Origin of the sequence: Azospirillum halopraeferens DSM 3675 (assembly GCF_000429625.1) — a bacterium.
GTDB lineage: Bacteria > Pseudomonadota > Alphaproteobacteria > Azospirillales > Azospirillaceae > Azospirillum > Azospirillum halopraeferens.
In genome coordinates this window covers 1-18,131 of sequence record NZ_AUCF01000017.1, presented here as the reverse complement: position 1 = coordinate 18,131, position 18,131 = coordinate 1, and the positions used below count along the sequence as shown (strand labels likewise).

The 18,131-nt window shown below is 71.0% G+C and carries 22 protein-coding genes and 3 tRNA genes; 13 read left to right on the top strand and 12 right to left on the bottom strand.

Annotated features, from left to right (window positions below; genetic code table 11):
• Positions 1-140 precede the first annotated feature (140 nt).
• The 3 genes from G472_RS0116945 to G472_RS0116935 all read right to left on the bottom strand — a co-directional run bounded on the left by G472_RS0116945 (position 141) and on the right by G472_RS0116935 (position 434).
• A tRNA-Arg gene (locus G472_RS0116945) sits at positions 141-217 on the bottom strand.
• Positions 218-269: 52 nt separating this feature from the next.
• Positions 270-344: transfer RNA gene (locus tag G472_RS0116940), tRNA-Gly, on the bottom strand.
• 3 nt (positions 345-347) lie between these two features.
• A tRNA-Leu gene (locus G472_RS0116935) sits at positions 348-434 on the bottom strand.
• A gap of 397 nt (positions 435-831) precedes the next feature.
• Here G472_RS0116935 and G472_RS0116930 point away from each other — a divergent pair.
• Positions 832-1,959, top strand: coding sequence for an SDR family oxidoreductase (locus tag G472_RS0116930; RefSeq protein ID WP_029009340.1), 1,128 nt, complete (start codon positions 832-834; stop codon positions 1,957-1,959).
• Between the two features lie 3 nt (positions 1,960-1,962).
• Here the strand turns inward: G472_RS0116930 and G472_RS0116925 are convergent, their stop codons facing one another.
• The gene (locus G472_RS0116925; protein ID WP_029008191.1) at positions 1,963-2,844 is read right to left on the bottom strand and encodes a LysR substrate-binding domain-containing protein; all 882 of its coding nucleotides are present in this window, start codon (positions 2,842-2,844) and stop codon (positions 1,963-1,965) included.
• 390 nt (positions 2,845-3,234) lie between these two features.
• On the opposite strand from G472_RS0116925, the gene amt reads away from it, so the two are divergent.
• Positions 3,235-5,673, top strand: a complete 2,439-nt coding sequence (gene amt, locus G472_RS37300; protein ID WP_051340612.1) for an ammonium transporter — start codon at positions 3,235-3,237, stop codon at positions 5,671-5,673.
• A 29-nt stretch (positions 5,674-5,702) separates the two neighbouring features.
• Entirely contained in the window at positions 5,703-6,131 is a 429-nt protein-coding gene (locus G472_RS0116915; RefSeq protein WP_029008192.1) for a PilZ domain-containing protein, read from the top strand.
• Here G472_RS0116915 and G472_RS0116910 read toward each other — a convergent pair.
• The 3 genes from G472_RS0116910 to G472_RS0116900 all read right to left on the bottom strand — a co-directional run bounded on the left by G472_RS0116910 (position 6,068) and on the right by G472_RS0116900 (position 7,884).
• Positions 6,068-6,529: a hypothetical protein gene (locus G472_RS0116910; RefSeq protein WP_035691684.1), complete on the bottom strand. Its 462-nt coding sequence runs from the start codon at positions 6,527-6,529 to the stop codon at positions 6,068-6,070. The genes G472_RS0116915 and G472_RS0116910 overlap by 64 nt on opposite strands.
• Before the next feature lie 75 nt (positions 6,530-6,604).
• The gene (locus tag G472_RS37295) at positions 6,605-7,492 is read right to left on the bottom strand and encodes a chorismate mutase (RefSeq protein WP_051340613.1); all 888 of its coding nucleotides are present in this window, start codon (positions 7,490-7,492) and stop codon (positions 6,605-6,607) included.
• A gap of 74 nt (positions 7,493-7,566) precedes the next feature.
• Complete coding sequence (locus G472_RS0116900; protein WP_156927054.1) at positions 7,567-7,884, bottom strand: hypothetical protein; 318 nt, start codon at positions 7,882-7,884, stop codon at positions 7,567-7,569.
• A 160-nt stretch (positions 7,885-8,044) separates the two neighbouring features.
• On the opposite strand from G472_RS0116900, the gene folK reads away from it, so the two are divergent.
• Positions 8,045-8,551, top strand: a complete 507-nt coding sequence (gene folK, locus G472_RS0116895; RefSeq protein ID WP_029008195.1) for a 2-amino-4-hydroxy-6-hydroxymethyldihydropteridine diphosphokinase — start codon at positions 8,045-8,047, stop codon at positions 8,549-8,551.
• Between the two features lie 6 nt (positions 8,552-8,557).
• Here the strand turns inward: folK and G472_RS0116890 are convergent, their stop codons facing one another.
• On the bottom strand, positions 8,558-8,839 hold the full coding sequence (locus G472_RS0116890; protein WP_029008196.1) for a hypothetical protein: 282 nt from the start codon (positions 8,837-8,839) through the stop codon (positions 8,558-8,560).
• A 47-nt stretch (positions 8,840-8,886) separates the two neighbouring features.
• Positions 8,887-9,093, bottom strand: a complete 207-nt coding sequence (locus G472_RS0116885) for a hypothetical protein (RefSeq protein ID WP_029008197.1) — start codon at positions 9,091-9,093, stop codon at positions 8,887-8,889.
• A 272-nt stretch (positions 9,094-9,365) separates the two neighbouring features.
• On the opposite strand from G472_RS0116885, the gene G472_RS0116880 reads away from it, so the two are divergent.
• Positions 9,366-9,761, top strand: a complete 396-nt coding sequence (locus G472_RS0116880; RefSeq protein WP_051340614.1) for a tunnelling fold family protein — start codon at positions 9,366-9,368, stop codon at positions 9,759-9,761.
• A gap of 198 nt (positions 9,762-9,959) precedes the next feature.
• Positions 9,960-10,142, top strand: coding sequence for a hypothetical protein (locus tag G472_RS33730; RefSeq protein WP_035691686.1), 183 nt, complete (start codon positions 9,960-9,962; stop codon positions 10,140-10,142).
• Positions 10,143-10,222: 80 nt separating this feature from the next.
• Here the strand turns inward: G472_RS33730 and G472_RS0116870 are convergent, their stop codons facing one another.
• Genes G472_RS0116870 through cueR form a run of 3 tightly spaced genes read right to left on the bottom strand, consistent with a single transcriptional unit; the run spans position 10,223 to position 12,020 of the window.
• Positions 10,223-10,426, bottom strand: coding sequence for a heavy-metal-associated domain-containing protein (locus G472_RS0116870; RefSeq protein WP_029008199.1), 204 nt, complete (start codon positions 10,424-10,426; stop codon positions 10,223-10,225).
• 44 nt (positions 10,427-10,470) lie between these two features.
• Entirely contained in the window at positions 10,471-11,580 is a 1,110-nt protein-coding gene (locus G472_RS0116865) for a divergent polysaccharide deacetylase family protein (RefSeq protein WP_029008200.1), read from the bottom strand.
• Positions 11,580-12,020 carry a Cu(I)-responsive transcriptional regulator gene (gene cueR, locus G472_RS33725; RefSeq protein WP_051340615.1) on the bottom strand — a complete coding sequence of 147 codons (441 nt, stop codon included), beginning with the start codon at positions 12,018-12,020 and terminating at the stop codon, positions 11,580-11,582. Before cueR ends, G472_RS0116865 begins: the two co-directional genes overlap by 1 nt.
• A gap of 399 nt (positions 12,021-12,419) precedes the next feature.
• Here cueR and floR point away from each other — a divergent pair, with 399 nt between their 5' ends.
• The 7 genes from floR to G472_RS0116825 all read left to right on the top strand — a co-directional run.
• Entirely contained in the window at positions 12,420-13,634 is a 1,215-nt protein-coding gene (floR, locus tag G472_RS0116855; protein WP_029008201.1) for a chloramphenicol/florfenicol efflux MFS transporter FloR, read from the top strand.
• Positions 13,635-13,937: 303 nt separating this feature from the next.
• Entirely contained in the window at positions 13,938-14,642 is a 705-nt protein-coding gene (locus G472_RS0116850; protein ID WP_029008202.1) for a glutamine amidotransferase, read from the top strand.
• Positions 14,639-15,355 (top strand): MOSC domain-containing protein, encoded by a 717-nt coding sequence (locus tag G472_RS0116845; protein ID WP_029008203.1) that lies wholly within the window; start codon positions 14,639-14,641, stop codon positions 15,353-15,355. The genes G472_RS0116850 and G472_RS0116845 overlap by 4 nt, the downstream gene beginning before the upstream one ends.
• 42 nt (positions 15,356-15,397) lie before the next feature.
• Positions 15,398-15,988: an anthranilate synthase component II gene (locus G472_RS0116840; RefSeq protein WP_029008204.1), complete on the top strand. Its 591-nt coding sequence runs from the start codon at positions 15,398-15,400 to the stop codon at positions 15,986-15,988.
• Complete coding sequence (gene trpD, locus G472_RS0116835; RefSeq protein WP_029008205.1) at positions 15,985-17,037, top strand: anthranilate phosphoribosyltransferase; 1,053 nt, start codon at positions 15,985-15,987, stop codon at positions 17,035-17,037. The genes G472_RS0116840 and trpD overlap by 4 nt, the downstream gene beginning before the upstream one ends.
• Positions 17,034-17,831 carry an indole-3-glycerol phosphate synthase TrpC gene (gene trpC, locus G472_RS0116830; protein WP_029008206.1) on the top strand — a complete coding sequence of 266 codons (798 nt, stop codon included), beginning with the start codon at positions 17,034-17,036 and terminating at the stop codon, positions 17,829-17,831. The genes trpD and trpC overlap by 4 nt, the downstream gene beginning before the upstream one ends.
• A 14-nt stretch (positions 17,832-17,845) precedes the next feature.
• On the top strand, positions 17,846-18,131 hold a 286-nt coding region (locus tag G472_RS0116825; RefSeq protein WP_029008207.1), incomplete at its 3' end, for a GNAT family N-acetyltransferase.

Genomic DNA, 18,131 nt, shown 5'->3' with positions numbered 1-18,131 from the left:
CTGGATGCCTGATTGGAGACCCTGGTGGACGAGTCCTTTGCCGTGGTCCTGCCGAACGTCGACGAATTCGACCTGGCGAGCATGTTTCCTGCCAGCCGGCGCATCCGAACATGAGGTCGATCGTGTATCGAGAGAGAGAATGGCGCGCCCGAAAGGATTCGAACCTCTGACCCCCAGATTCGTAGTCTGGTGCTCTATCCAGCTGAGCTACGGGCGCGCGGTGCCGGTGGTTAGGCGGCGTCCGGTGGCTTGGTAAGGGCCGCCGGTAATGGAGCGGACGAAGGGATTCGAACCCTCGACCCCAACCTTGGCAAGGTTGTGCTCTACCCCTGAGCTACGTCCGCACATGGTGCGCTTGGAGGGACTCGAACCCCCACGGCCTTGCAGCCACTAGGACCTGAACCTAGCGCGTCTACCAATTCCGCCACAAGCGCATCAGAACCTTAGGTTTTTCAAGAACCGTCCCGGCCATCGCCGGGAGGCCGCTCATATGCCCGTTCCGCCGGATGCCGTCAAGAGGCTTTTGCAGCGGAAACGTCACACTCCGCACCCGGCCGGGATGCCCATGAAAAACGCCGCACCGGTGCGGCCGGCGCACCGATGCGGCGTTCGAATGTCCAGACAGTCGCCAATGATGGAGGCAAGCGAATCGTCCGGGTACCGTGATCTAAATGTGGGTCGGCGGACGCCCCGTTCAAGGGCGGGAAACGCACGCGCCAAGTCGCAACCGATCGGGGAACGCCGGAGCGGTACCCCTGTTCTCAGCGGAACGTGCGGCCGATACAGGCCGCGGTCTGCCAACCTCCCCCGCAGAACCCCATGAGGACTCCCATGCGCGTGCACCTCAAGCCGATCGAGGACCAGGTCATCGTCATCACCGGCGCCAGCAGCGGCATCGGACTCGTCACCGCGCGCATGGCCGCCCGGCGCGGCGCGCAGGTCATGCTGGCCGCCCGCGACGGTGCCATCCTGGCGGAACTCGCGGAGGAGATTCGCCGCGACGGCGGGACCGCCACCCATTGCGCGGTGGACGTGGGCGATGAAGAGGACGTGCGCCGGCTGGCGCGGACCGCGATCGAGACCTTCGGTCGCATCGATACCTGGGTGAACAACGCCGGTGTCTCCATCTACGGCCGCATCGAGGAGATCCCGGTCGCCGAAGCGCGGCGGCTGTTCGACACCGACTATTGGGGCGTCGTCCACGGCTCGCTGGCTGCCCTGCCCCATCTGCGGGCGCACGGCGGTTCCCTGATCAACGTCGGCAGCGTGGTGTCCATTCGTGCCATCCCGCTCCAGGGCCACTATGCCGCCGCCAAGCACGCGGTGAAGGGCTTCACCGACGCCCTGCGCATGGAACTGGAGGCGGAGGACGCCGGTGTATCCGTCACCCTCATCAAGCCCACCGCCACCGACACCCTGTTCGAGGAGCACGGGCGCAACCATTTCGGCACCCAGCCGATGAACCCGCCGCCACTCTACGCGCCCGAGACCGTGGCCGCGGCCATCCTGCACGCCGCGCAGACGCCCGTGCGCGACCTGGTCGTCGGCGGGGCGGGGAAGATGTTCCAGTTGGCCGAGACCTTCGCGCCGCGCCTGACCGACCGCATCATGTCCCGCTACCTCACGCGCTATCAGCGTTCCGGCGGCGCGGAGCGCCACCCCGGGGACAGCCTGTGGGCGCCGTCCGGCAACGGGCGCGAACGCGCCGGCCTGCACGGCTACGTGCGCGGCACCAGCCTTTACACGCAGGCGGAGATGCACCCCTGGGCCACCGTCGCCCTGTTCGCCGGGCTGGGCGCCATCGCCGCGGCGGCGTTCACCGGCACCCTGCCCCGCCCCGGACGGCCCGCCCCGGCGCGCGGCGCGTACCGCCGGGTGACCGCGGCGCAAGAGTTTGGCCACGGGGCCAAGCCGGCCGGGCAGGCGGCGACCGAGGACGCGGTCACCTTCGTGCGCTGACGCTCAGCCGAACGGCTCCACCTCCTGCCGGATGACGGCGGCGATGGCGTCCAGCGCCCTGCTCCTCGGAAAGGTGGCGCGGCTGACCAGCCGCACGGTGCGCGAGGCTGTGCCCGCCAGGGGCCGCAACACCACGCCGCGCCCGCGCATGGCACCGGCCGCCAGGCCGGGGATCAGGGTGGTGCCGTAGCCGGCGGCCACCATGTTGACCAGCGTCTCCAGGCTGGCCGCGCGCAGCGCCGCGGTGTCGTTCGCGGCCCCGCTGCACGCGGCCAGAGCCTGGTCGCGCAGGCAGTGCCCGTCGGCCAGCACCATGAGGTCGGCGGCCAGATCCGACTCGGCAATCCGGTCGCGCCCGGACAGCGGGTGCCCTTCCGGCAGGGCCGCCAGGAACGGCTCGGTGAACAGGGAGCGCTCCGCCATGTCGCCGTCGGGCGCGTCCGTGGCGATGAGGGCGGCGTCCAGCTTGCGGGTGCGCAGGCGCTCCAGCAGGCTGTCGGTCACGTCCTCCCACAGCTCGATGGTCAGCGCCGGACAGGCGCGGCGCAGCGGGCGGAAGATCAGCGGCATCAGATACGGTCCCAGGGTCGGGATGACCCCGAGCTTCAACGCCCCCACCAGCGGGTCACGGGCGGCCCGCGCCTCCGCCTCCAGCGCATCGGCGGCGGCGACGGCACGGGCGGCGTGGTCCAGGATGCGCTCGCCGATCTCGGTCGGCACGACCCATTTGTTGGTTCGCTCGAACAGGGTGACACCCAGCCAGTCCTCCAGCTTGCGGACTTGGCCGGACAGGGTGGGCTGGCTGACGTGGCACGCCTCGGCCGCCTTGCCGAAATGCCGGTGCTCGGCGATTGCCAGCAGATAACGCAGATCGCGCAGGTTCATCGCACCCTCTCCCGGGGCTCCATGGGTGGCGCCATTGTCCCCCTCCCGATACGGGTTGGGGAAGAGGCTGCGCACGCACGGCCGCCCGCCACCATGGACAGGAATCGTGCAGGCATTTTAAGCATCACGCTCAACAGATAGGCAGAACCCGTCAATGCAGACATAGTATTCGAACAATACGCCCAAAACCGGCGCATTGACGCCCTTGTGTTGCTTATGTTACAGCCGCCGGATCATTGTAAACGTAAGATTTGCAACACGGCACGGCAACGTTCCGAAGCAGGGTCGGCCGATATGGATATGGGCGCTCCAATGCTGCGCTGCACAAGTTTGTCGGAACGACCGTTCCACCGCCGTCGGATGTCCGGGTGGAGACTTGCCGTCCCGGCGATGACCCTGACCCTGTGCACCGCGACACCCGCGTTTTCCCGGACAGAGGAGCTTCTGGCCCGTCTGGAGGCGGTGGAGAAGGTGCAGGCCAACCTGAACTTCGTCTGGGTGATGGCCGCTGCGGCGCTGGTCATGTTCATGCAGGTGGGTTTCCTGCTGCTCGAAGCCGGGCTGGTGCGCTCCAAGAACTCGATCAACGTGGCCCAGAAAAACCTGGTCGACTTCGTTGCCGCCGTCACCATCTTCGGCGTGTTCGGCTTCGCCGTCATGTTCGGGACCAGCGCCGGCGGGGTGGTCGGCTGGAACACCAACATGCTGGCGTTCAATCATTCCAACGACTGGGACTATGCCTTCTTCATCTTCCAGCTCGTCTTTTGCGGCACCGCCGCCACCATCGTCTCCGGGGCGGTGGCGGAGCGCATGCGCTTCACCAGCTATCTCTGGGCCACGGTCTTCGTCTCCGGCCTCATCTACCCCGTGTTCGGCCACTGGGCGTGGGGCAGCGCGCTGATCGAGGACAACCCCGCCTGGCTCGCCTCGGAGGGGTTCATCGACTTCGCCGGCTCCACCGTCGTCCACTCCGTCGGCGGCTGGGTGGCGCTGGCGGCGGTGATCGTCCTGGGACCGCGCATCGGGCGCTTCACGCCCGAAGGCCGGTCCGTCCCCATCCAGGGGCACAGCCCGGTGCTCGCCACCTCCGGGGCGCTGATCCTGTGGGTGGGCTGGATCGGCTTCAACGGCGGCTCCACCCTGGCCGGCACGCCCCAGTTCGCGCACATCGTCTTCAACACCATCGTGTCGGGCGCCGTCGGCGGCGTGGTCGGCATGATCATCGGCCGGCTCATGGACGGGCTGTGGCGGGTCGACCGGGTGATCAACGGCGTGCTGGGCGGGCTGGTCGCCATCACCGCGGGATGCGACGCGGTGGGCACCGCCGGCGCCCTGTTCATCGGCGCCTCCGCCGGTATGGTCGTGCTGGCGGCGGGCGAGGCGATGGAGCGGCTGCTGAAGCTGGACGACGCCGTCGGCGCCGTGCCCGTCCACGGTGTGTGCGGCGCCTGGGGCACGCTGATGACCGCCTTCTTCGCCATGCCCGACAAAATGCCGGCCGGCGACGTCTGGTCGCAGTTCCTGGTGCAGGCGGAGGGGGTGACCGCCGCCTTCGTCTGGGCGTTCGGCCTGTCGCTGATCTTCTTCAAGCTGCTGAACGCCGGCCTCGGCGGCGGTATGCGGGTGTCGCGCGAGCACGAGTTGCTGGGCCTCAACGAGGCGGAGCACGGCGCCACGCTGGGCACCGGCACCCTGCTGGCCAACATGCTGGCCCTGTCGCGCGGCGGCGCCGATCTCAAGGTCCGCCTGGATGAGGGGTCGGGGGACGAGGCCGCGGACCTGGCCTTCGCCTACAACCGCCTGATCGACAACATCGAACACATCGTCGGCGGCGTCGCCGAGGGCGCGCGCGACCTGTCCGCGGCGGCGCACGACCTGGCCCTGCTGTCGGACGAGCTGGCGGCGCAGGCCCGCGACACCACCGCCAAGGCCGGCACGGTGTCCGACAAAGCCGGGGCGGTGTGCGGCAGCCTGGACCGCATGACCGGCGCGGTCCGCACGGTGGACGAGCACGCCGCCCGCATTGACCGCGCCGCCGCCGTCATGGCCGAGCACATGGGCGGCGCCACCGCCGACACCGGCCGCATCACCGCCCGCATCGCCGCCATCGAAGATGGCATGGTGGCGGCACGGCGGGTGGTGGACAGCGCCATGGACCATGCCGGCAAGGCCGGCCGGACGGTCGACGACCTGGGCCGCGCCGCCGGCGCCATCGGCGACGTGCTGCGCCTGATCCGTGAGATCGCCGAGCAGACCAACCTTCTGGCGCTGAACGCCACCATCGAGGCGGCGCGCGCCGGCGAGGCCGGCAAAGGCTTCGTGGTCGTCGCATCGGAGGTCAAGGGTCTGGCCGGCCAAACCGCCCGGGCGGTTGAGGACATCGAGCACAAGATCGCCGCCATCCAGCAGGAGGCCGGCGATGCCGTTGCGGTCATCCGCGCCATCACCGGCGTGGTCGACAGCCTCGGCACGGCGGTGCGCGACGTGGGCGACGCGGTGGCGGAGCAGGCCGAGGCGGCACGCCAGGTCACCGCCGGTATCGGCGCCGCCCATGCCGAGGCGGAGGCCGTCGCCGCCGGCATCGGCGGCGTCGCCACGGCGGCCCGCGATGCACTGGGCGTCGCCGAGGGTGCCGCGCAGGAAAGCCACCACGTGGCGGCCGAGACCGTCGCCATGCGCTCCGCCGCGGAAGCCACCGATGCCCGCGCCGCCCGACTCGCCGCCACCGCCGCAAGCATCGGGGACATTGCCCGGCGGCTGCGCGGGCTGATGGGGACGATCGGCGGAAGCGAAACCGGCGCCGGCCGACTGCCGGCGGCCGCTCAATGACCTGAAGAGGAACGAAGGGAGGGCTTGCGATGCTGCGACGGTTCTTCGGTCTGTCCTCCGACCGGCGCCGCGACCGCCGCTTCGACGCCGGCGGCACCCGACTGGTCTGTCACGGACACCGCTTTCCCGTTGCCGACCTGTCCCTGGGGGGTCTGCGGGTGCGCCATCCCCCGCCGGCACTGCGCGTCGGACAGACGGTGGACATCACGCTGGACCTGCCGATGCCCGGCCGGCCGCTGAGCGTGCACGGTCGGGCGCTGGTGGTCCGCGTGTCCCGCGACGAGTTCGCGCTGCGCTTTGCGACGGCCGAACACCACCTGATGCGGGTGCTCCACTACGTCATCGGGATGCTGACACCGCTGGACGGACTCCCCGCCGCAGGCCGCGGCGGGGTTCAGCGCGCCGCCGGGGCCGGAGCGACGCAGTTGCGCAGGATCGGGGCGCAATCCGGCAGATAGGCGCCGGCCGGATAGGTCACGCCCCGGACCACGTCGCCCTGCAGGGTGACGTTCGCCTGGCAGCCGCCCCGCGCACCACCGCCCCCGCCGAACAGGGGGAAGCCCAGCCCGACGCCGACGCCGACGCCGCCGCTGCTGCCGCCCGCCACGCCGATGCTGGTGGACGGGCCGCCGCGGCCATAGGCCGGCGGTGCCACGTAGGTGTAGTACTCGGTCCCGTTGGCCACCGCCTGGCGCTCCGGCACGCCGGCGCAGGACAGGAGGTGCGCCTTGGGCATGCCGACCATCGTCGTCTGCGCCCGCTGCACCAGCGCCGCGTCCTCGGCGCCCGTCGCGCAGGCCGCCAGCACCAGAACCGGCAAGCCCGCCACCGCCGCCGCTCGCATCACCCTGTTCATGGCCCTCTCCGGCGTGATCGTTGCTTCATCTGGAAAACCCCGGTGCGCGGCACCGGTTCCGCTCCGCCCCCACCGTCAGCGCGGCAGCGGCACGGCGTAGCGTCCGATAACGGAGACCCGCACCACCGGCCCCGCTGCCCCGCCGTCGCCCGGCGGCGCACCCTCCGCCTCGACCAGGAGGCCGGTGGTGGCGCCGTCCGCCACCCGCGCCAGCACCGACGCGCCGCGCCAGCCCAGGGATTCCAGTGCCGTCGCCACCGCTCTGTCCGCCGCGGCGCCGGTCGTTTCGACCACCAGCAGGGTGCGGTCATCGCCGGACGGATCGGCCTCGTAGGGAGCCAGTACGAATCCGGTGGCGGCGACGTGCCCCGGTGCCGGCGGCAGGAACGGCAGGCGCGCCACCACCTGCAAGGCCGGGGCAGCATCCCCCTGCGCCGCGAGATCGCGCCACCACGTCCCGTTGCCGTCCAGCGCCAGCACCCCGACATCGGCGCCGCCGGCGGCGATGAGGGCGCCGAGCGCCGCCGCGGAGTCGGCGGCCACCAGCGCTGTGCCGGAGCCGAAATAGGCAGTGGCCAGCGCGTAGGGCTCCACCCCGGCCCCGGCGTGGGCGACGCGGAAATCGGTTTGCAACCCGATGGAGGAAGCGATGATCTCCTGCCAGATCCGCCACGCCGCCGCGTCGGGCAGCGGACCGTCGTTGCGCTCGGCCAGGCGGCGCAGCAGTGCCGCCTGGCGTCCGGGGCGATAGACGGGGCCCTGCCCGTCCTTCTTCGCGGCTGCGACCTCCAGACTGATGCCGGACCGGCGGTTCAGCAGCTCCAGCAGCCCGTGGTCGACCGCGTCGATGTCCTTGCGGATCTCCGACAGGGGCCGCGGCGTCTGCGCACCGGCCGGTGCGGCGACGACGGGCGCGAGCAGGCAAAGCGCCAGGACGGCGGCGGGGGTCGGGATGCGCGGCATGGAACCTCGGTGGCGGACGGGCGGGACGGCCGCCAACCTACCACCGGGCGCCAGAGCCCGCTACGATCCGGGCGTTACGAACCGCCGGGGGTTTCGCCCTCCACCAGGCCGACACCGCCACCGTAATCGACGCAGTCATAGAAGCCGGCAATCCCCTCGCCCGGCAGCAGCACCCCCGGCCGCCCGGAATACCCGACCCGGGGGCGCTCATCCCCCATGCCAAGCTCATGCCGATCCAGCAGGCCATCGTTGTTGGCGTCGACGAAGCCATAGGTGTCGCAGCCGGCCGCCACCGGGCCGGGGCCGCGGTCAGCGGGGGCATCGGCGCAGGCGGTCAGGCCGAGCAGCGCCGCCCCGGCGGCCAGGATCGTCAAACGTGTTGCCGCGATCACGTGCGCCTCCATTCCGTGCAGAGCCGAATGTTCCGTCAAACGGCCGGAGCGGGGCGCCGGTTCCCGGATACTGCCAACGGGTCGCAGCGGTTGACGAAGCGGGCGTCGCAGCCGTATGCGAAGGGCCGCCGCATCCGGCCCGCCGCAGGAGCACCCCGCCATGAGCGACAGCGCCGCCATCCCCGTACACCTCGCCCTCGGCAGCAATCTCGGCGACCGGGATGCCAACCTGCGGGGCGCCATCGCCCGGCTGGAGGCCGGCGGCGTGCGCGTCACCGCGCGGTCGCGGGTGTACGAAACGGCACCCATGTACGTCACGGACCAGCCGGCGTTCCTCAACATGGCGCTGGCGGGGGAGACGGCGCTGGCCCCGCCGGACCTGCTGGCCCTGTGCAAGCGCATCGAGGCGGATCTGGGGCGCCGGGCCGGCGGCGTGCGCTTCGGCCCGCGGGAGGTGGACGTGGACGTGCTGTTCTACGGCGACCGGGTGATCGACGCGCCGGACCTGACGGTGCCCCACCCGCGCATGGCGGAGCGGGCTTTCGTGCTGCGTCCGCTGGCCGACGTCGCGGCTACGCTCCACCACCCGGTTCTTGGCCGCACGGTGGCGGAGCTGCTGGCCGACGTCCCCGGCGCCGACACCGTGCAGCCCCGCAACGGCGGCTGATCGGGCTTACAGAAAGCGCCACTGCCCCGTCAGCGCGTGGTAGCGGCGCATCAGCCGGGCGTAGGCGGCCAGGCAGACGGCGAGCAGCAGCCCGCCGAAGATGTCATAACCCGATCCGGTCGCCGCCAGCAGCACCAGCGCGGTGATTGGCAGGGAGCCGGCGCAGATCCGCAGGTTCTTCAACACCTGTGCGGCTTCGCGCCGACGGTAGGTTTCGGCGATCAGGGCCGCGTCCGCCGCCTCGTCGGCCGTACTCCCGGTCGTTCGCTGCTCGCCGGCCGTGTCCACCGTTCCCTCCTTCGCGCCGGCGCGGGGTACCGGTATGACCCGCGCGCTCATTCGCACCACCGCGCCAGGGTCGCGTCAATCTCCGCCCCGCTGGCCACCCGGTACCGTTCCCGGAAGGCGGAGGCGCGCTGGCAGCGCCTGTTGCCGTCGCCATCGACGAAGATGACGTGACCGGCCGACGCCTCGGAAACGCGCACGGCGCCTTCGACATAGTTGGAGCGCGGAGCATACCAGCGATGACGCGCGATCTGCACGGCAAACCTCCTTTTCGGCACGGGCCGCCGGGTGCGGCGGCTACTCACGGTCATATACGCAAAGATCCGGGGTTGGTTCCCGACATTTCCATTCCTGGCATACCAGATCCCGAATGCATTATTCAAGCCTTGCGCAGCAGCCCACCTCCCCGCAAATCGCATGGCGCCCCCGCGTCCGGCCGCGGCGGGTGGCATTCGCGGGGTCATCGGCTATACTGCCGCCCCTCGAGACGATGCGGCCCCCGGGGGCCGTCATCCGGGAGACCCGTTCCTTGGCCGATGACCGTGACCTCCGCCGTGCCGCCGCTCCCGTCGGAGGCGCCACCTACACCATTTTCCTGCGCGATTTCGCAGCACCGGTGGCGGAGCGGGGACGGGAGGGGCGCCGGGTCGCCCGCATCACCATCGAACTGACCGTGCAGCACCCCGGCGCCGGCTTTCCCGACGACATCACCGCCGTCATGTCCTATGAGGACATCGTGCAGGACCTGCGCGACCTCTGCGCCCGCACCCCGGTCGCCGGCCCCGGCGATCTGGCGGAGCGGGCGGCGGCCCTCTGCCTGTCCCGATCGCGGGTGCACCGCGCCGGCGTGGAGGTGGAGATCGGCGAGAACGAGGGCGGCGTCGCCGTGACCCGCGCACGGCCGGCGCAGCACGGGCCGGAGTGATCCGACGGCCGACCGGATGCGCAGATCGTCTAGGCCGTTCGTCGAGGCATACACACCGAAGCGCCGGCTCCGGTTAGCCAAAGCGTTAGTGACAGAGATTTGCGCGCGTTGGTAGTATCGCTCCGGACGCTCCGGTGCGGAAGGGGGACATCAAGAATCGCACCCGCCGGCGGCGCCCTATGCCGTGGGAGGAAAGGCATGGACCAGATGCAGACGCTCACCCAACACACGCCCACTCTGGCCGAGATGCTGGACGACCCGATCGTCGTCGCCGTGATGCGCCGCGACGGGATCAGCCGCGAGCACGTGGTGGATCTTATCGCGCGGGTCCGCCGCAACCTGCGTGACCGGCACCTGCGCAGCGAGTCGCTGGCAGCCTGAACGGCGCCTTACGGCACGCAAACGAAAGGCGTCCGGCGGTCCCCGCCGGACGCCTTTTTCGTGCCGTTCGGCAACCGCGCTCAGGCGGCCTTGCCCCGGAAATCGAAGCCGGCGCTCTCCACCGCCCGCTGCACCTCGTCATCGGACGCGCCGTCGACCGCCACCGTTCCCGACGGCAGGTCCACCTCCACCCGCGCCTGCGGCACCAGTTTCACGATGGCGTTGGTCACCGAGCGGGCGCACCCGCCGCAGGTCATGCCGTCGACCCTGAACGTCTCTGCCATGGGACTACTCCTCTTCCGGTGGTGTGATCGGTTGGTATTTGGAATTACTCGCAGGCGCAGCGGGCGCGCACGACGGCGCTGAGCGGAACCAGCACGAAGCCGCGCCGCCGCATCTCGGGAATCCACCCGGCCAGGGCGGCCAGGGTAGCGTCATGGGGATGGCCGATGGCGATGGCGGTGCCGGTGGACCGCGCGATCGCCTCCGTCCGGGCGAGCTGGGCTTGCACCGCCTCGACGGTGCGGGTGTTGTCCAGGAACACGTCGCGCCCGGCGGACGGCATGCCCAGCCCGCGGGCGATGTCGGGCCCGACCGTGTCGGGCGTGGTGCGGCTGTCGAGCCACAGCAGGCCGCGCCGGTGCAGTTCCGCCAGCACCGGGGCCATGCCCGCGCGGTTGGCGGTGAAGCGGCTGCCCATGTGGTTGTTCACGCCCACATAGCCGCCGAACGCCGCCAGGGCCCGATCGAGCCGCTGCACGATCTCGTCCGGCCGGAGCGACACCAGCAGGGCTCCGGGACCGGGGTCGGCGGGGCCGCCGGGCTCCATGGGCAGATGCACCAGCAGCTCGTGGCCGGCGGACCGGGCCGCGGCGGCGCGGCGCGGCAAATCGGTGGCATAAGGCAACCACGCCAGCGTCAACGGACCCGGCAATGCCGCGGCGCGGTCGGAGCGCTTCACGTCGACGCCCATGTCGTCGATGATGATGGCGATGGCCGGCCGGCCGTCGATCGCCGGGGCCGGTACCGCATGGCGTCGCCAGGCGGGAACGCCTCCCGGTATCGGAACCGGAAGGACGGCCGGCGGCCGCAGCACGACGGGCTCCGGCAGGACCGAGGGCGGAAGGGGCGGCGGTGCCGGTGCCGCGCGCACCGGCGGCGGCGCCTCGACCACGGGCTCGGCCGGAGCAGGGTTGTCCGGCGCGGTCGGAGGCGGCGCCGGCGCAACACGAGGCGGAGCCGGGACGGCAGCCACCGGCGCGGCAGGCACGGCGACCGCCACCGCGGCCGGGGTGTTCGGCGCGGTCGGGGCGGAGTCCCGCAGCGACGCCACCAGGAGGGCAAACCCGAAGACCGCGGCCACTGCCACCAGCGCCAGCAGGATGGGGGCGACCGTCACCCCGGTGCCGGCTTTGCGCCCGCCGCGACGCCCGGCCATCAGCCTGCCTCCCCCTCCGGACGGCAGCACGCCGCGGCGATGCCGAGGCGTGCGGGATCGGCAATGCCGTCGAGGATCGGGCAATCCGGCCGGCCGTCGCCGGCGCAATGGTCCACCAGGTGCTGGAGCGTGCCGCGCATGCTGCGCAGTTCCGTGATCTTGGCGTCGATGTCCGCGATGTGCTGCAGGGCCAGGGCCCGCACGTCGGCGCTGGCCCGCCCGCGGTCGTTCCACAGGGTGAGCAGCGCCCCCACCTCCTTGACCGAAAACCCCAGCGAGCGCGCGCTCTGGATGAAGCGCAGCGTCGCCACGTCGCGCTCGCCGTAGACGCGGTAGCCCGCGGCGGTGCGCCCGGCCGAGGGGATCAGGCCGACGCTCTCGTAATAGCGGATGGTCTTCGCCGGCACGCCGGAGCGCTGGGCGACGGTACCGATGTTCATGGCGGGTTCCGACGGTCCGATGGGGCGCCGCGACGGCGGCGCGCCACGATGCGCACACTGCGCCTTCCAGCGGCGGGAAGGTCAAGCCCCTTTTGCGGCCCGGAGGTCGCGTTCCGTTCGGGGCCTCGCCGCGTTCACCCTGCCGCACGTGTACGAGTTCCTGGATGCGGAGCGTTGAAGCGGGTATGCTGTGCGACCCGTTGGACTTCCCCCGCGAGAGATCCCGGTCGATTCGTAATTTTATCAGCATGAGGTCATCGGCATGGGAGCCGGCAAGTCGGCAGACAAGTAAGCCGCAACAACAAACATCGTTGTTGCGGCGTTCTGTAAAGGCCAATCCCACCTGATTGCTGACGAGCAGACGCCGCCCGGTAACTCCAATCGAGCGGTCGATTCGTCATGACCACCACACGCCCCGCGTGGGCTTACACCCTGCCGTCAGCACTGCTGCTGATGGCTCCCTTCGACATCCTCGCTTCGCTGGCGATGGATATCTACCTGCCCGTCGTTCCGGCCATGCCCGGCATCCTGAATACGACGCCGTCCGTGATCCAACTCACGTTGAGCCTCTACATGGTGATGCTCGGCGTGGGACAGGTCGTCTTCGGACCGATTTCGGATCGCATCGGACGACGGCCGGTCCTGCTTGCGGGCGGAGCGGTTTTCCTCGTTGCGTCTCTCGGAGCGGCGTGGTCATCAACTGCCGCAGCCTTTGTCGCTTTCCGTCTGCTTCAGGCCGTCGGCGGGTCAGCCGCGCTGGTGGCGACGTTCGCGACGGTTCGGGACGTTTATGCCGGTCGGCCCGAAGGCGTCGTCATCTATGGCCTTTTCAGTTCGATGTTGGCCTTCGTGCCTGCCGCTGGCCCCATCGCCGGCGCGTTGATCAGCGAGTTTTTCGGGTGGCGGTCAATATTCGTCGCGCTGTCCTTACTGATGTTACCCGCACTTTTGAATGCCGGCTTTCGGTGGCACGAAACCCGCCCGTTGGACCTGGCGCAAACACGCCGATCCGCTTGGCCGATATTCGCAAGCCCGGCGTTCTGGGTTTACACGGCCGCCTTTAGCGCCGCCATGGGAACCTTCTTTGTCTTCTTCTCGACAGCACCCCGCGTGCTCATAGGTCAAGCCGGCTATTCCGAGATCGGATTCAGTTTGGCTTTCGCGACCGTGGCACTTGTCATGATCGTGACAACCCGTTTTGCGAAGTCCTTTGTCGCCGGATGGGGCATCGCAGGGTGCGTGGCGCGCGGGATGGCGCTGCTCGTTTGCGGTGCGGTCCTGTTGGGGATCGGCGAGTTTTTCGGCTCGCCATCGTTCCTCAGCTTCGTCCTGCCGATGTGGGTTGTCGCAGTCGGTATTGTCGTCACGGTGTCCGTTACCGCGAATGGCGCTCTTGCACAGTTCGACGACATCGCGGGATCGGCGGTCGCGTTCTACTTCTGCATTCAAAGCCTGATCGTCAGCATCGCCGGAACACTGGCGGTAACGCTGCTGGACGGCGACACAGCGTGGCCCGTGGTCCTTTTCGCCACGGCGATGGCCATACCGGTATCGGCCGGTCTGGCGCTGCTTCGATCCCGAGGGGCCGGCGCCGAGAGGTCGCCGGTCGTCTGAGCTACCGCCGGCATGCGGACCACTCGTCATCGCGGTCTCGTAAACGGCGGTATCCTGTCCGGCAGGATACCGCCCATCCTCCTTGTTCCGTTCATTGCTGTTGCCGAGCACCCGCAGATCCGGTACGCGGCCATGACGCTCGACGTCCGCCGGCCGAGCGTCAACCCGCATGTGAAAGCGCTTGAGGCCTTCGTCCGGGTCGAAGACGATCTCCTGCATCATCCGGCCCATCGGAAATCGCGGAACCGGCCGGATGACCGGTACCGCAAGCGCCATCCTCCTTCAATATCCGGGAGCCCGCCCATGCCGCGCACCGCCATCGCCCTGCGCCACGTCCCTTTCGAGGACCTCGGCACCTTCGAATCGGTGCTCACCGCTGCCGGCTATGCGGTGCGTTACCATGACGCCGGCGTGGACGACCCGGCGGCGCTGGATGCACTGCGGCCGGACCCGGTGATCGTCCTGGGCGGACCGGTCGGCGTCTACGAGACGGACGCCTATCCCGTCCTGGCGCAGGAACGCGCGTTCCTGCGGGCGCGCCTGGAGGCCGACCGCCCGACCTTCGGGATTTGCCTTGGCGCCCAGTTGATCGCCGCGGCGCTCGGCGCGGCCGTCGCCCCGACCGGCACGCCGGAGATCGGCTTCGCGCCCCTGACGCTGACCGGGGCCGGCGCGAACAGTCCCCTGCGCCACCTGCGCGACGTCCCGGTCCTGCACTGGCACGGCGACATGTTCGAGGTGCCGGACCACGCGGAACGGCTGGCCGAAACGCCGGCCTGCCGCAACCAGGCGTTCCGGATCGGCACCAACGTGATGGCCGTGCAGTTCCATCCGGAGGCGGACGCGGCCACGGGGTTCGAGCGGTGGCTGATCGGCCACGCCCGGGAACTGGCCGACGCCGGCATCGACCCCCGGCGGCTGCGCGCCGAGGCCGGCCGCCACGCCGCAGGGCTGCGCGACGCCGGCCGCGCCATGTTCGCCGAATGGCTGGGGAGCCTGCGCCCGTGACCGTCTCCCTGAAGGCCCTGCTGGTCGGCACCGTCGCGCCGCTCGGACCGGCCGCGGTGCCGAGCGGCATCGCCAAGCACCCGCTGCTCGTTCCGGTCCGGCTCGGCCGCGAGGGATTCGCCGGGGATGCCCAAGGGGACCGGCGGCACCACGGCGGGCCGGACAAGGCGGTGCACCACTATCCCTTCGACCATTACCCGGCGTGGCGGGGCGAGATCGGCGACCGCGCCGTGCTCGACCGGCCCGGCGCCTTCGGCGAGAACCTCTCGACCCTCGGCCTGACCGAGGCCGACGTCGCCATCGGCGACATGTTCCGGCTCGGCACCGCGGTCATCGAGGTCAGCCAGGGCCGCCAGCCCTGCTGGAAGCTGAATCACCGCTTCGCCGTCGCCGACATGGCCCTGCGGGTGCAGCGCAGCGGCCGCACCGGCTGGTACTGCCGCGTCGTGGAGGAGGGCACGGTTGGCCCCGGCGATTCCCTGCGGCTGCTCGACCGGCACGCGCCGGACTGGACCGTGGAGCGGCTCCGGCGGTTGCTGTACGTGGACCCGTTCGACCGCGACGCCCTCGCCGCCATGGCGGCTCTGCCCCGTCTGGCCGAGGGCTGGCGCCGCCTGGCCGCGCGCCGCCTCGCCACCGGCGCCGTGGAGGACCAGACGGAGCGCCTGTCCGGTCGCGCCGCGGCGCTGGAAATCCGCCCCCCGGCCGGTTAGGGTAACCCCCCGTGAACGAGGCCGGAACGGCGGATCGCTGCCATGCTGCTCCTGATCGATAATTACGACAGCTTCACCTACAACCTCGTCCATTACCTGGGCGAGCTGGGGGCCGAGGTGGTGGTGCGCCGGAACGACGCCCTCACGGTCGCCGAGGCGATGGCCATGAAGCCCGACGGCATCGTCCTGTCGCCGGGCCCCTGCGATCCCGACAAGGCCGGCATCTGCCTGCCCCTGATCGCCGCGGCGGAGCGGACGCGCATGCCGCTGCTGGGGGTGTGCCTGGGCCACCAGGCCATCGGGCAGGCGTTCGGCGGCAACGTGATCCGCGCACCGCAGCCCATGCACGGCAAGGTCGACAACATCCTGCACGGCGGCAAGGGCGTGCTGGCCGGCCTGCCCTCGCCGTTCCGCGCCACCCGCTACCATTCGCTGGTGGTTGAGCGCGGCAGCCTGCCGGACTGCCTGAAGGTGACGGGAGAGACCGCCGACGGGCTGATCATGGCGCTGATGCACAAGGAACTGCCCATCCACGGCGTGCAGTTCCACCCCGAGAGCATCGAGAGCGAGCACGGCCACGCCATCCTGCAAAACTTCCTGAACGCCACGCGCCCGCTGGAGACCGCCGCATGAGCCAGCCCGTTTCCGGCGACCTCTCCGACATGAAGGCGATCCTCGCCCGCGTCGCCGCCGGCCGGCGGCTGAGCGAGCAGGAGGCGGGGCTGGCCTTCGACATCATCATGTCGGGCAACGCCACGCCCTCGCAGATGGGCGGCTTCCTGATGGCGCTGCGGGTGCGCGGCGAGACGGTGGACGAGATCGCCGGGGCGGCGCGCGTCATGCGCGCCAGGGCGGTCCCGATCGAGGCGCCGCCGGGCACCATCGACACCTGCGGCACCGGCGGCGACGGGGCCGGCACCTACAACATCTCCACCGCCGCCGCCCTGGTCGCCGCCGCCTGCGGCGTGCCCGTCGCCAAGCACGGCAACCGCGCCATGTCGTCCAAGTCGGGCGCCGCCGACGTGCTGGCCGCCCTGGGCGTCAACCTGGACTGCGACATGGCCCTGGTGCGCAAGGCCCTGTGGGAGGCCGGCATCGGCTTCCTGATGGCGCCGCGCCACCACCTGGCCATGCGCAACGTCGGCCCGACCCGGGTCGAGTTGGGCACGCGCACCGTGTTCAACCTGCTGGGCCCCCTGTCCAACCCGGCCGGCGCCAAACGCCAGCTCCTCGGCGTCTACGCCGCGGAGTGGGTGGAGCCGCTGGCCCACGTGCTGAAGCGCCTGGGGTCGGACAGCGCCTGGGTGGTGCACGGCTCCGACGGGCTGGACGAGATCACCACCACCGGGCCGACGCGGGTGGCCCAGCTCCGCCACGGCGAGGTGACGGTGTTCGAGGTGGACCCGCAGGACGCCGGCCTGTTCCGCGCCTCCCCCGAGGCGCTGAAGGGCGGCGATGCGGAGACCAACGCCGCCGCCATCCGCGAGCTGCTGGACGGCGCCACGGGTCCTTACCGCGACATTGTGCTGCTGAACGCCGCCGCCGCGCTGGTGGTCGCCGGCAAGGCTGACGACCTGCGCGGCGGCGCCGACCTCGCCCGCCACGCCATCGACGGCGGCGGTGCGCGCGACGTGCTGCGCCGCCTGGTCGCCATCACCAACGAAACGGTTTCCGCCGCATGAGCGACGTCCTCACCCGCATCTGCGACGACAAGCGCGCTCTGGTCGCCGCCCGCAAGTTCGCCCGCCCCGCGGCCGACGTGGAGGCGCTGGCGCGCAACGCTCCGCCGCCGCGCGGCTTCGCCGCCGCCCTGACCCGCGCGGTGGCCGAGGGCCGCTACGGCCTGATCGCCGAGATCAAGAAGGCCAGCCCGTCCAAGGGAATCATCCGCGCCGACTTCGACCCGCCGGCGCTGGCGCGTGCCTACGCGCTGGGCGGCGCCACCTGCCTGTCCGTGCTGACCGACGAGCCCTATTTCCACGGCCGGGACGAGTATCTGGTGGCGGCCCGCGCCGCCGTACCTCTGCCGGTGCTGCGCAAGGACTTCATGGTCGACACCTACCAGGTGGCGGAGGCGCGGGCGCTGGGCGCCGACTGCATCCTGCTGATCATGGCCGCCCTCGACGACGCCCGCGCGGCCGACCTGGCCGCCGCCGCCCGCCACTGGGGCATGGACGTGCTGGTGGAGGTCCACGACCGCCCGGAACTGGACCGCGCCCTCACCCTGGACGCCGACCTGATCGGGGTGAACAACCGCAACCTCAAGACCCTGTCCATCGACCTGGCGACGACGGAGGATCTGGCACCGCACGTTCCCGCCGGCCGCACCCTGGTGGCGGAGAGCGGCCTGAACGGCCCCGCCGATCTTGCCCGCATGGCCGCCGCGGGGGCGCGCTGCTTCCTGGTGGGCGAATCGCTGATGCGGCAGGACGACGTGGCGGCCGCCACGCGCGCCCTGTTGGCGCCCCCGGCGTGACGGAGGCCACTCCCATGGACTCCTGCGTAATCGCCGCGGAAAGCCCGCTCACGCCCGAGGTCGTGCGACTGATCGCCGACCTGGACGACCACCTCAACGCCCTCTACCCGGCGGAGGAGAACCACCTGCTCGACCCGGCCACGCTGGCGGCGCCCGACGTCCGCTTCTTCGTGGCGCGGCGGGACGGGACGGCGGTGGGGTGCGGCGCGCTGCGCGTCGACGACGCCGCCGGCTACGGCGAGGTGAAGCGCATGTACGTGCACCCCAACGCGCGCGGCGCCGGCATCGGCCGGCGGCTGC

Excerpts from the sequence above, each read along its gene's own strand:
- G472_RS0116930 (WP_029009340.1), top strand. The coding sequence starts at position 832 with ATGCGCGTGCACCTCAAGCCGATCGAGGACCAGGTCATCGTCATCACC.
- G472_RS0116925 (WP_029008191.1), bottom strand. The coding sequence starts at position 2,844 with ATGAACCTGCGCGATCTGCGTTATCTGCTGGCAATCGCCGAGCACCGG.
- amt (WP_051340612.1), top strand. The coding sequence starts at position 3,235 with ATGACCCTGACCCTGTGCACCGCGACACCCGCGTTTTCCCGGACAGAG.
- G472_RS0116915 (WP_029008192.1), top strand. The coding sequence starts at position 5,703 with ATGCTGCGACGGTTCTTCGGTCTGTCCTCCGACCGGCGCCGCGACCGC.
- G472_RS0116910 (WP_035691684.1), bottom strand. The coding sequence starts at position 6,529 with ATGAACAGGGTGATGCGAGCGGCGGCGGTGGCGGGCTTGCCGGTTCTG.
- G472_RS37295 (WP_051340613.1), bottom strand. The coding sequence starts at position 7,492 with ATGCCGCGCATCCCGACCCCCGCCGCCGTCCTGGCGCTTTGCCTGCTC.
- folK (WP_029008195.1), top strand. The coding sequence starts at position 8,045 with ATGAGCGACAGCGCCGCCATCCCCGTACACCTCGCCCTCGGCAGCAAT.
- G472_RS33730 (WP_035691686.1), top strand. The coding sequence starts at position 9,960 with ATGGACCAGATGCAGACGCTCACCCAACACACGCCCACTCTGGCCGAG.
- G472_RS0116870 (WP_029008199.1), bottom strand. The coding sequence starts at position 10,426 with ATGGCAGAGACGTTCAGGGTCGACGGCATGACCTGCGGCGGGTGCGCC.
- G472_RS0116865 (WP_029008200.1), bottom strand. The coding sequence starts at position 11,580 with ATGGCCGGGCGTCGCGGCGGGCGCAAAGCCGGCACCGGGGTGACGGTC.
- cueR (WP_051340615.1), bottom strand. The coding sequence starts at position 12,020 with ATGAACATCGGTACCGTCGCCCAGCGCTCCGGCGTGCCGGCGAAGACC.
- floR (WP_029008201.1), top strand. The coding sequence starts at position 12,420 with ATGACCACCACACGCCCCGCGTGGGCTTACACCCTGCCGTCAGCACTG.
- G472_RS0116850 (WP_029008202.1), top strand. The coding sequence starts at position 13,938 with ATGCCGCGCACCGCCATCGCCCTGCGCCACGTCCCTTTCGAGGACCTC.
- G472_RS0116840 (WP_029008204.1), top strand. The coding sequence starts at position 15,398 with ATGCTGCTCCTGATCGATAATTACGACAGCTTCACCTACAACCTCGTC.
- trpD (WP_029008205.1), top strand. The coding sequence starts at position 15,985 with ATGAGCCAGCCCGTTTCCGGCGACCTCTCCGACATGAAGGCGATCCTC.
- trpC (WP_029008206.1), top strand. The coding sequence starts at position 17,034 with ATGAGCGACGTCCTCACCCGCATCTGCGACGACAAGCGCGCTCTGGTC.